The following is a 12,773-nucleotide window of genomic DNA, read 5'->3' on the forward strand; positions in this document are numbered from 1 at the left end:
AATTGCCCGGTTTTTTATGCTTAGATGATAAATTTAAGCCGATTTACGCGAATTCAACTGCCCTTTAATTACGGCTTTAACATTGCCTTTGATGTAGTTCAAAAAGACTTTTAACGGTGACAGTTTTGGATTCGGCTGTTTGCCTTTGGCAATTTCCTTAAACTGCGCGGCATACCAGATAATTTCCATAATCGCCATTTTGTCAACCAGCGGAATACCGGTTTTAATTTTCTCAACCGCATAACGTACATCTTGCCCTGCAATCAAACGATCACCCAGATCCGGCTCTACCGCAAAAGGTCGGGCGATGCCAACAAAATCACATGCACCACTGTCGAGTGCAGCATTCATGCCGTCAACGGTTCTAAAGCCACCGGTCACCATGATATGGCAATTGACTTCCTGACGGATCTTTTCGGCAAAATCGAGGAAATAGGCTTCACGAGCAATGGTTGAAGCTTTGCGTTTGTCTTCTTTTACACCAGCCATGGCAGGCGCTTCATAGCTGCCACCGGATACTTCAATGATATCAATCCCGGCTGCATCCATCGCCTTAAAGACATAGATCACATCTTCTTCACTTATACCACCGCGCTGAAAGTCAGCAGAATTCAATTTGACTGAAATAATGAAATTTTCTGAGCTTGCAGCACGGACAGCCTGATAGGTTTCCAACAGAAAACGGGTACGGTTTTCAATACTGCCACCCCATTGATCCTGACGCTTATTGGTCAGCGGTGACAGAAACTGGCTAATCAGATAACCATGCGCACCATGCAACTGGACGCCTTCAAAACCAGCCTTTTCACAAATTTGCGCTGAAGTGGCAAAACGCTGGATAATCTCCAGAATTTCAGTTTCAGTCAGCGCACGTGGTGTGCCGAAGCTGACGGCCAATGCCGGACTAAAAGGTACGGCCGACGGCGCAACTGTTTCTTTATTTAAGCCTTTGGGACACTGACGACCCGGATGTGATAACTGCACCAACTGTACCATACCCTGCTGCTTGCCCACTTCCGCCCAGACTTTAAGCTGCTCCAGATCACGCTCGGTTTCTACCACCACCACGCCCGGCTCATTTTTGGCACGAAAGTCCACCATGACATTGCCAGTAATGGCACAGCCCAGTCCACCTTTGGCCCAGGCTTCATACAACTTGAAATGTGCCTGATTGGGCTGGCCGGCATCATTGGCCAGCGCCTCACTCATAGCGCCTTTAATAATACGGTTTTTGAAATTGGTATGACGAATTTGAATGGAATCGGCCAATTGGGTCATGATCTGTCCTGATATTACTTTTATTTTGTATTCGTTTATAACGCAAGTCAGGATAATTGACAATTCAACTTGTCAAATTTACACAATTTTCATCTGCTTATTTTTACGATGATTAAAAAGTTTCGTGATTTATTGTCTTGGATCAAAAGCATCACGCACTGCTTCGCCAATATACATCAGCAAACTCAGCACAATGGCCAGACTAAAGAAAGCTGATAAAGCCAGCCACGGCGCATTTAAATTATTTTTGGCTTGCAGCAACAGCTCTCCTAAAGAGGCTGTTTCCGGTGGTAGCCCATAGCCTAAAAAATCCAGAGCCGTCAGTGCGGTAATATTGGCAGTCAGCATAAAGGGAAGTTGTGACAGACTTGAACCGATGACATTCGGCAATATATGCCTGAACATGATTCGCCCATCTCCTGCACCCATACTTCGTGCCGCCCAGACGTATTCCAGATTGCGTGCACGCAGAAATTCAGCCCGTACCATGCCCACCAGAGTGGTCCAGCCAAACAACAGCATGATCAGAAATAGCCAGTAAATATTGGGACTAAACAGACTGACCAGCACCATGACCATAAATAGCATCGGCAAACTGCTCCAGACTTCGAGCAGTCGTTGCCCGATCAGGTCGATCCAGCCGCCATAATAGCCCTGCACAGCCCCCAGCAAAACTCCAATCGCCGCCGACAATAAAGTCAGCGCAAAACCAAATAAGAGTGAAACCCTCAAGCCATACAGAATCCGCGCCAACACATCACGACCCTGATCATCTGTTCCGAGCCAGTTTTGTGCACTTGGTGGCGAAGGCACCGGAACAGCCAGTTCCAGATTCGGGCTTTGATATGAAAATGGAATAATTGGCCAGATCGCCCAGCCTTTTTCTGCAATCAACTGTTGAACGGCAGGATCTTTATACTCGGCTTCGGTTTCAAATACCCCACCAAAAACGGTTTCCGGATAAGATTTTAAGATAGGCAAATACACTGCATGATCATATTTCACCAGCAAGGGCTTATCATTGGCAATCAGTTCTGCGCCCAAGGACATGATAAAAATAAGGCCAAACATAATAAAACAGCCAAATCCCAGCTTGTGCTGCTTAAAGCGTTGCCAGCCTAATTGCATCAAGGACGACATTAGGAGGATCCCCGACGTGAACTGAAATGAATCCGTGGGTCGATCAGTTGATACAGCAAATCGCTTAATAATCGCAATATCAGACCAAGCAAAGTAAAGATAAACAGAGTACCGAAAATCACCGGATAGTCGCGCTGGATGATCGCCTCAAAACCCAAAACACCTAAACCATCGAGATTAAATATAATCTCAATAAACAGGTTGCCGACGAAAAACACCCCAATTAATACTTCTGGCAAACCTGCGATCAACACTAACATCGCATTTCGGAACACATGCCGATACAGCACTGCGTTTTCATTTAAACCTTTGGCCCGCGCAGCCAGAACATATTGCTTACTCAACTCTTCCACAAAGGAAAATTTCACCAGATAGGTCAAACTGGCAAATCCACCCAGCACCATGGCCAACAATGGCAATGCCATATGCCAGAAATAATCCTGAATTTTCCCGAAAAATGAGAGTTCGGCAAAATTTTCAGAGCTGAGTCCCTGTAAGGGAAACCATTGCAGAAAAGAGCCACCGGCAAAAAATACAATCAGTAAAATCGCAAAAATAAAGGCTGGAATGGCATAGCTCACCGCCAGCATTAAAGAGGTGATCTGATCAAAAACACTGCCATGTTTTCTGGCTTTGCCGATGCCTAAAGGGATAGACACCAGATAGATGATTAAGGTACTCCACAGACCTAAAGACAGCGATACCGGTAGTTTTTCCCAGATCAGATCAGTCACAGCCTTGTCTTTAAAAAAACTAGTGCCCAGATCAAACTGGGCATAGCGCCTTAACATGTCCCAAAAGCGGATATGGGCAGGCTGATCAAAACCATATTGAATATTGATCTGCTCGATCATCTCAGGGGTGAGGCCTTGCTGCCCCTGATACTGTAATCCGGTATGTGTCAAGCCATTGACCTGTTGTGCCTGATAAATCGCTTGTTCCACCGGCCCACCCGGTGCCAGCTGGATCACCATAAAGTTAATCAGCAAAATGATCAGCAAGGTTGGAATCATTAGCAACAGACGCTTGAGTATATAAGTGCTCATGGCACTCCCTGATAGGCTTGGAGCTTAATGCTGTTTGAAATAATTGGCCACACGTTGAGCCTTTGCCGCATCGACCCACCAGTAGTCAATGCCCGCGGAGAGCTTAGGTTTAAGCTTGGGCTGCTGATACATGTTCCAGTAAGCATACCAGTATTCACCCGTACCATAAGTCGGAATATGATAATAACCTGCCCGCAGCAAACGGTCTAAAGCTCGGGTACTGTCAATCACCTGCTCCCGGTTCTGCGCCTGAATTACTTGCTTAATCACCGCATCAATAGCAGGATTCTGAATACCGGCATAATTATAGTTACCGACCTGCTTGGCAGCCTGACTGCTCCAGAACTGTTTTTGTTCCTGCCCCGGTGTCAGGGACTGTGGCATGCTGTCGACAATCATATCAAACTGGTAATTTCGTAGCCGTTCATAATACTGCGCGGTTTCGACCATACGAATATTCGCCTGAATCCCCAAACGTTTTAAATGACGTAAATAAGGCATCAGATGACGCTGCTGTTCCACCTGATGCAGCAAAAATTCAATCTTGACCGCTTGACCGGAAGCATTGACCAACTGCCCCTGTTGATAACGATAACCGGCTTTTAACAGCAATTGACGGGCTTTTAATAAATTCTGCCGGTTAAACCCTGAGGCATCGGATTGAGGATATTGCCAGTCCTGAAGTACAGCCTGACGCTGAACCGGATGAAGCTTCTGCAAATGAGGCTTTAAAATTTGCAGCTCTTGGGCACTCGGCCGTCCACGAGAAGCCAGCTCGCTATTGGAAAAAAAGCTGTTCAGGCGTTGATATTCACCATAGAACATGGCTTTATTCAGCCATTCAAAATCGTAAGCAAAACTTAAGGCCTGACGGAAGCGAATATCGGCAAAGGGCTGACGCCGGGTATTAAAGACCAGACTCTGGGTCGGGACCGGATTTTGATGCCGAAAACGATAACGTTTGACTTGTCCTTGCCGAACCGCAGGAAATTGATAATCCCTGATCCAGCGATTGACCTGTTTTTCCTCATGCAAAGTAAACTGGCCCGATTTAAAGGCTTCGAACTTGATTTCCGGACTACGATAATAACGATACTGGATCCGGTCAAAATTATAACGACCGCGATTCACCAATAAATTTTTGCCCCAGTATTGAGGATTGCGCTGATACGAAATACTGCGGCCGGGATCTATGCGTTCAATCACATAGGGCCCTGAACCCAGAATCGGTTTCAGCGTCAGGTCTTTAAAATCACGCCCTTGCCATTGCCGTTTAGAATAAATGGGCATCTGCGCGACAATCATGGCCATTTCCGGATTATGCCCGGATTTAAAATGCATTTTGACTTGTAAAGCTGATAATACTTCCAGCTTGTTTAAATCTGCCAGATACATTTGCAGACCGAAATTAGACTGGGTCTGATAAAGCTCAAAGCTATATTTGACATCTTCCGCAGTTACGGGCTGACCATTGCTAAAGCGCGCTTTCGGATTTAAATGGAAAATGATAAAGGTGGTTTTCTTGGGGTCAAAACTGACTTTTTCCGCCAGCAAGGGATAATACACCCCGGGCTCATCCAGTGATTTCGACAGCAAACTGTCAAAAATATAGTTGATCCCTTCAGTGACATTGCCTTTGCCATTCATGCTATTTAAATTATCAAAGCTGCCATCGGCCGCCAAAATCAGTGCACCACCTTTGGGGGCTTGCGAATTGGCATAAGGTAAGGATTGCAGATGGCTATATTTCGGTGGGCTATGTAGCGCAATATAAGGTGTGGTGATCAGGGCTGCCCAACTGGTATTCATTACCAGCGGGACAACCATGCTTAAAACAAATAAACTAAAAAATCTCACGATGAATGAATTAGTTTGGCACTTTAATCACATCCCCAATACGTAATTGTGTATTCGGTTTGAGATCATTCATTTCCGCCAGTTGATTGCTGTTCATGCCGTAACGTGAGGCCAGACCGATCAAGGTATCGCCGCGTTTGACTTTATAATCAGTCACCAGTTTTGGAATCTGGATGGTTTGACTGACACGCAATCCGGCACGTGGACTGAGATTATTTAACTCGGCCAGTTCGGTGACCGTAATTCCTAAACGGCTGGCAATCGCATTCAGGGATTCGCCTGACTTGACGGTATAAGATTCAGTTGCTCTAGAAGACACAGGCTTAGCTGCCACTTTCACGTCTTCTGCTTTTTTATCCGTCGGAATATCACCCACAATTTTTAAACGCTGACCAATACGGACGTTGCCATTGGCATTCAGGCCATTTAAATCGGCCAGATACTTGACCTGAAGATGATACTGACGCGCAATAGAACTTAAAGTTTCCCCGGATTTCACCACATGCGAATCGGATTTCACATGTTTCGATACCGTTTCCGCCACAGACTCACGCACGGGTTCAGCTGCCTCACCCGTCAGCTTTAAACGCTGACCGACGCGCAGGCCGGCATGACGAGAAATAGCATTTAGACTCGCCACCTGATCCATCGACAGATTGTATTTTGCGGCAATGCCGGTCAAGGTATCGCCCGATTGAACTGTATAAGTTTCAGGCACCTGACTGCCGGCCGGAATCTTGATGGTCTGGCCTATACGTAAACCACTATTGGCAGCAAAACCATTTAAAGCTGCCAGCTCAGACACACTGAGCTTGCTTTGACTGGCAATGCTATACAGGGTTTCACCACGTTTGACCTGATAATTTTCAGTGGCTGTCTGATCAACTTTAACATTTTCAAATGTCTGTTCAGTCTTTTGGGTCGATGCGGTCAGTGCTTCAACTTCCTGAAGTGGCACATTGATTTTCTGTCCCACCATCAAACTGCTACCCGCAGTTAAACCTGAGGTGAATGACGCCAGTTCAGCATTTGACAGTCCATAACGATCGGCAATCAGTTTCAGATATTCACCGCGCTTGACGGTATAGGATTTGGTTTGAACTTTGGCAGCTTCAGCTTTTTTAGCATCTTCTACTTTGGCTTTAGCTGCAGCCGTTTCTTTCAGCGACAGCTTCTGACCGACAAATAAACCACTGTTGGTACTTAAACCATTAAAATCAGCCAGCTGTTTGAGACTTAAACCAAACTGGCTTGCCACACTGGTTAGAGAATCATTGGCCTGAACCACATAAGATTCCGGCTTTTCTTTGGCTTTGGTTTGTTCCTGCACCGGCTTGGCATCATACAAATAAATCGTGGTGCCTACATATAGCGTAGAATTTGGATCGATCTGGTTCCATTTCGCCACATCACGCCAGTTCACCCCATTTTTTGCTGCAATCAGTGCCAGATTATCCCCCGGTAAAACCTTATAGGTACTACGCTTGCCCTTAGGCGCGACCACCACCACTTCAGAATCAGTCTTGACGTAATTTTTACCCTGGTTCAACTGGGCTTCGACCGAAGTCGCTGTGGTATTGTCAGCAACTTCTTTCGGATAAGAGAAGCCTTTGGTAAGTTCCTTGCCTTGCTGCTCAGCCACAGACAGGCTGGTTTGAATAGCCGTCAGCTTGATTTTACCATCATAAGGATCGACAATTTCTGTGCCTGCCGGCGCCAATGCTTTCAGCTCTTCAACTACCTGAGCCTGCTCTGCCGGTGTTGCAACAGGCTGCAGAACGTCATCCACAGTTTTGTTAGTTTCCTGCGCGGTGACGACCTGCTGAACTTGCTGACGCTCGGCTGCAGAAATCGGTGGTTCGACCTGAATCTGTTTCGCTGGCGCTGCCGGTGTCACTGCGACCGGAATACGTGGCGCACTTGGAATCGGCAAATCACTTTGGGCAGCAAAACTGGCCAAGGCAGATGAGCCTCTAGGCGTTGAAATCTTTTTCGTGGTCTGTGCCACTGTATTTGCCGTTGTCACCACAGGTGCAGTCGTTGCAGGCCGAGTACTGGCAAGAACGGGTGGAGTCTGTTTTGCCGGTGTAATCGTTTTCGCATTTAATACGGGAGGCGCAGCTTTGGTCGGCACCACTGGGGTGGTGTTTTTCGGCAGATTGCTGGCACTACTCGCAGATAATCCGCCGGAACCAGATAGTTTTTTCAGCTTTTCATCAACTGAAGGACTGAGGTCAGCAGGAATCAAAATACGACGCGGACTGGTAGGGTCAATATGATCACCACGATGCCCCGGGTTCAATTGATACAGCTCCGCACGGCTCAAACCGGTGATGGCTGCAATTTCATTTAAATTGGCCACGCCTACAGGCACTTCACGGAAATGCGGACGGTTGGCAATTGGTGGCAGGCTCACCCCATACTGACCTGGAGTTTTAATAATTTGTGCAACTGCCAGGAAACGTGGCACATAGCTCATGGTTTCTTGTGGCAATTTGAGTGACCAATAGTCGGTCGGCAGACCTGCTGCTTTATTGCGGTTAATCGCCTGCTGAATACGTCCCGGGCCGGCATTATAAGACGCCAGCGCCAGCTCCCAAGAACCAAACTGGTTATATAAACTGCCTAAAAACTCATAGGCTGCACGAGTCGATTCCACCACATCACGACGACCGTCGTATAAAGGGGTCTGTTTTAAACCATAAATACGGCCTGTGCTTGGAATAAACTGCCATAAACCTGCCGCTGCCGCACTACTGGTCGCTGCCGGGTCATAGGAACTTTCAATAATCGGTAATAGCGCCAGCTCGGTCGGCATACCACGGCGTTCTGCTTCTTTTACCGTGTAATATAAATAACGTGAGGCACGCGCACTTAAACGGTCCAGATAAGGCTGACGTGAAATAAACCAGCCGCGCTGCGCATCAATCCGCGGATTCCACACACTTAAATCCATCTTGAAGCCCACAGTCATGCGCTTCCAGACATCACCATGTTTCAGAACCAGTAAACGGTCGCCTTCGACTGCACGCATATCGGTTGCAGAAAGCAGATCTTCCAGTCCATCCAGACCGCTTGCATCCAGATATTGCGATCCAACTTGCTTGCTTGCTGCTGTTTGGGATGTACTTTGCGTAGATGAACAGCCCGTCAATCCCAGAGAAGCAAGTGCAGTTCCCAGTACAGAAAATTTTAAAAATGTTGGTAATGTCGGCTGCCACAAGATTGCGGTTGGTTTATACATAAAGAAATCCAAACAACTCGTATATAAATTTATTTTTTAGATCTGCCATTGTAGTGAAGCATGTTGCAGACACAAGGCAATAATTTACCGTGATTTCACGTTAAATGTTACAAGAAATTAAAAAATCCGGGACATAGAGATTGATCGACTGCATTTGCGCTATACAATAAGCCTTCCAGCGTGTTCTCTTTTGATCGGATTTTAATTTATGTCACACACTATCACACTTTATGTTGATGGCGCTTGTCGCGGCAACCCGGGTTTAGGCGGTTGGGGTGCGTACATTATTAACGGCCAGCAAGAACACAAAATCTGTGGCGGTGAAGACCATACCACCAATAACCGCATGGAATTGACAGCTGCCATCGAAGGCATTCTATTCTGTGACAAACAGGATAAGCTGGTGATCTATACCGATTCCAATTATGTCAAACAAGGCATTACCGAATGGATTCACGGCTGGAAAAAGAAAAACTGGAAAGACGTCAAAAACCCTGACCTGTGGCAAAAACTGGATGCAGTCTGTCAGGGACGAGAGATTGAATGGCACTGGATCAAGGGTCACGCCGGGCATGCCGGCAATGAAATGGCCGATCAGCTGGCCAATCAGGGCGCCGATGAAACCCTGAAAAAATCCAAGCAAAGCCCTTCAATATCTGAAGATAAAAAAAAATCTGAACCCGACTGGCTGCTAGATGATCCTTTTGGTCTGGATCTGGCCGAGAGCGAAGAAGAGCTGGACGATATGCAGGAAGAAGAAATCATTGAATTGAATGAAGTTGCCGACACCGAGCAAAGTGATCCAGCGCTTCAAGAGGTGGATGCAACCGTTGCCAATAGTTCGCAACTACATCCCCAGATTGTGATTACCCCCGCAACCTTACAATTGCATGGCCCGCGACAATTGATTCTGGATACCGAAACCACCGGTTTTTATTATCAGGATGGTGACCGGATTATTGAAGTTGGCGCGCTGGAAATGATCAACCGCAAACTGACCGGCAGCTCGATTCATATCTATATCAATCCGAAAACACCGGTCGGCGACTCGGTCAATGTCCACGGCATTACCGATGAGTTCCTGCAAGACAAACCGTTATTTGAGGAAATCTCTCAAGTATTGTTTGACTATTTGCACGGTGCCGAAATTATCGCGCATAACGCCAGCTTCGATATGAACTTCCTGGATATGGAATTCAAACGGGCAAGTTTTAAAGCCCTGTCCGAAGTTTGTGAAGTAACCGATACTCTGGCAATGGCCAAGTCCAAGCATCCGGGGCAGAAAAACTCGCTGGATGCCTTAGTGCGCCGCTACGAGATTCCAAAGCGTGACCGTACGTTCCACGGTGCCTTGCTCGATGCGGAAATCCTGTCTGATGTTTATCTGGCGATGACCGGTGGACAGGTATCTTTTGATATCGATGCTTTGTCTCATTCTGACGATCAGAACAACCGTTCAGGCATGGCCAGAGTTGAAATTGAACTGCCGGTGATTCTCCCCTCAGAACAAGAATTGCAGGAACATGAGAAATGGATCAAACAATTCGAAGAAAAACATGGAACTGCTTGCCTTTTCTCGAAATAAAATCTACATTTCCGAGCATGCTTTAGGTTAAAAACTACAGTTCTTCAGTTATAGTAAATACAAAGAGGTTCCGCAGCTTTAAGCGGGGCTCATATATAGATAATACTTCAGGAAAGGTGCAGATCCATGTCTTACCAAACCTCTATACATTTTGATCCAACAGCCTTACTGATAATAAAAAATGAGGTTGATAACTCGATCAAGTTAGTCGAATCAGCAGTAAGCACCTTGGTAGAAGATCAGACTTTACCTTTTGGCATTGATGATGCATTAAATCAGTTCGAACAATGTGCCCAAGTTCTGGCACTCATCGACATGTCCAGCCTGGCAAAAGTCGCTCATTATTCAGCAGAACTGATGCGCAAGATTATGGGGAACCCGGCACAGGTCAATACGCAGGACGTCATTGCCTTGAGTGAAGGCACCACCATGCTGAAACGCTATATCGAATTTATCTGCCTGCGTGAAGTAAAAATTCCACAGTTCCTGCTCGACACCCTGAACCGTCTGGAAATTGCGCTGGGTAAACCGCTCACCAGTGAAGGTCAGCATATTGAATCCCTGCTCGATCTGATCACGCCTGACTTTCAGTTACCACAAGCACCCGGTCTGGAAAAATCCAAATATGTTCAGCGCCTGTACAAGCTGTCCCTGAACAAGCTGCTTAAGCAGGAAGAAAGTGAACTGGATCTGCAGGCGATTAAACTGGTGGGGGCTTATCTGGCTGGGCTCGCTCAATCGCACACCAGCAAACAGTACTGGAATCTGGTTTTCGTTGCATTCAGCAATATTGATCACTTGCTGATTAATGAGCCACGTCTGCGCACTCTGGTGAGTATCGAGCGCAACATGGCACAATATTTTGGCTCGCCGGACAGCTTCAAGGCTTCACTTGCAGACCTGGCCAATGTCCTGAGTCTGTGTATTAGCCAGGAAGATGATACTGCACAACATATCCGCAGTCAGCTCAATATTGGTGAAGACCTGCTGACCGATATGCAGTTACAGGTCTTTAGTCGCCACCTGTATGGTCCAGACTTTGAAACCATGCATACCATTAGCGAACTGGTAACCACAGAAATGGCGCAGATTCGTAATGACATCGAGTTTAACTATCAGAACATGAGTCCTGAAAAAACTCAGGAATTGCAGGCACAGCTCAATAATCTGGCCAACATCTTCAAGGTATTGAACCTGAATGAAGCCTATCATGACCTGAACCGTCAAGCTACTTCACTGAGCCAGACTGAAATCCTGAAAGATCCGGGTTTTGCCCAGCAGTTGATGAATGTGATCCTGTCTGCCATGAACTCGATTGGGGTACTGGAACGTCATCACACCTCGAGCCGTTTGCAGCTGCGCGTCAACAACATGAATATTTCTCTGGACCGCCTGGATGAAGCACATGCGGCTTTACTCACTGAAACCAAGGCCCTGATCGAGCTTTCCAGCCAGATTCTGAGCAACTATCTGCAAGATCAGGACTTGGCTGCACTCGAACCTGTGCCAGTACAATTCTGTGAAATTGGCGGGGCGATGCTGTTCCTGAATGCAGAACATGTTCGTACTGCATTCACCACCACTGCAGCATTCATCAAGAACCGTATTGATCTATCAATGGCATTAACGCCGGAAGAGATTCATCGTGCTCTGGATACGCTGGCGAGTGCTGACATGATGATTGATAACTTAAAGAACAAACAGCCTGTTTTACAGGCTATGTTTAAGGTAGCATTGGACAGTAGTGAAAAACTCAAAATAGTTGCCTAATGTCCAAATTATCACTTGCTTATATTTTTCAGCAGCAGCAACTGCTGGTCGATCAACATTTTCAGCTTCCACAGGTTGAAGCCCTCGCAAGTGATTTGTTACTCCACACGGGTGATCAAGTGATTGCCCGTGACCTGCTTCCCGATGAGCCGATTCCTACAGGCTTGCAACTGGTACCCATCCGCCAGTTATTACAGTTCTGGAATACCCAGCAATTCGAACAGGCCAGCCGTGCGGTACAGCTTTTAGAATGGCGCCGGAATCACAAATTTTGTAGTCATTGCGGTACGGCCACCGAAGCACATCCGCTTGAACATGCGATGCTCTGTCCATCCTGCAATTATCGTCAGTATCCACGGGTTCAGCCTTGTGTCATTACCGTCATTACCAAAAACGAAGACGAAATTTTGCTGGCCAAAAACGCGCGCAACACCAAAAGCCAGATGTATGGCCTGATTGCCGGTTTTGTTGAGGTAGGCGAAACGCTGGAAGAGGCAGTACGTCGTGAAACGCTGGAAGAAGTCGGTTTAGAACTCAAGAATATCCAGTATCTGGCCAGCCAGCCCTGGCCGTTTCCAAGCAATCTGATGATTGCCTTCAAGGCTGAATATGCCGCGGGTGAAATCGAATTACAGCAAGAAGAAATTAGCGATGCGCGATTCTTTAAATTCGATCAGCTGCCTGAAATTCCGTTCAAGGGCAGTATTGCCCATGCCATGATTATGCATGTGACTCAAGGTACGGCTGTCGCAGACGATACCAAGACCTGGCTCTAGCTCTTATTGAGCTCAAGTTTGGCTGAACCAATAAAAAAAGAATCCAAGGGAGATAATCTCCTGGATTCTTTTTTATG

The 12,773-nt window shown here is 46.7% G+C and carries 8 protein-coding genes; 3 read left to right on the forward strand and 5 right to left on the reverse strand.

Annotated elements, in window-relative coordinates; genetic code table 11:
• Window positions 1-33 precede the first annotated feature (33 nt).
• The 5 genes from FTU42_RS07540 to FTU42_RS07560 all read right to left on the reverse strand — a co-directional run bounded on the left by FTU42_RS07540 (window position 34) and on the right by FTU42_RS07560 (window position 8,565).
• Window positions 34-1,278 carry an NADH:flavin oxidoreductase/NADH oxidase family protein gene (locus tag FTU42_RS07540; protein ID WP_159138027.1) on the reverse strand — a complete coding sequence of 415 codons (1,245 nt, stop codon included), beginning with the start codon at window positions 1,276-1,278 and terminating at the stop codon, window positions 34-36.
• A 129-nt stretch (window positions 1,279-1,407) separates the two neighbouring features.
• Window positions 1,408-2,418, reverse strand: a complete 1,011-nt coding sequence (locus FTU42_RS07545; RefSeq protein WP_074383046.1) for an ABC transporter permease — start codon at window positions 2,416-2,418, stop codon at window positions 1,408-1,410.
• Window positions 2,418-3,464: an ABC transporter permease subunit gene (locus FTU42_RS07550; protein ID WP_100328779.1), complete on the reverse strand. Its 1,047-nt coding sequence runs from the start codon at window positions 3,462-3,464 to the stop codon at window positions 2,418-2,420. The genes FTU42_RS07545 and FTU42_RS07550 overlap by 1 nt, the downstream gene beginning before the upstream one ends.
• 24 nt (window positions 3,465-3,488) lie before the next feature.
• Entirely contained in the window at window positions 3,489-5,291 is a 1,803-nt protein-coding gene (locus FTU42_RS07555; RefSeq protein ID WP_159138028.1) for an extracellular solute-binding protein, read from the reverse strand.
• A 40-nt stretch (window positions 5,292-5,331) separates the two neighbouring features.
• Complete coding sequence (locus FTU42_RS07560; RefSeq protein WP_159138029.1) at window positions 5,332-8,565, reverse strand: LysM peptidoglycan-binding domain-containing protein; 3,234 nt, start codon at window positions 8,563-8,565, stop codon at window positions 5,332-5,334.
• Between the two features lie 208 nt (window positions 8,566-8,773).
• On the opposite strand from FTU42_RS07560, the gene dnaQ reads away from it, so the two are divergent.
• From dnaQ to nudC, 3 genes are all read left to right on the forward strand, one after another.
• Entirely contained in the window at window positions 8,774-10,150 is a 1,377-nt protein-coding gene (gene dnaQ / locus FTU42_RS07565; RefSeq protein WP_159138030.1) for a DNA polymerase III subunit epsilon, read from the forward strand.
• Between the two features lie 126 nt (window positions 10,151-10,276).
• Window positions 10,277-11,920, forward strand: coding sequence for a hypothetical protein (locus FTU42_RS07570; RefSeq protein WP_005096371.1), 1,644 nt, complete (start codon window positions 10,277-10,279; stop codon window positions 11,918-11,920).
• Window positions 11,920-12,696, forward strand: coding sequence for an NAD(+) diphosphatase (gene nudC, locus FTU42_RS07575; RefSeq protein WP_159138031.1), 777 nt, complete (start codon window positions 11,920-11,922; stop codon window positions 12,694-12,696). Before FTU42_RS07570 ends, nudC begins: the two co-directional genes overlap by 1 nt.
• The last annotated feature ends 77 nt before the right edge of the window (window positions 12,697-12,773 follow it).

The organism is Acinetobacter sp. YH12102, from assembly GCF_013419125.1.
Taxonomy (GTDB): domain Bacteria; phylum Pseudomonadota; class Gammaproteobacteria; order Pseudomonadales; family Moraxellaceae; genus Acinetobacter; species Acinetobacter pseudolwoffii.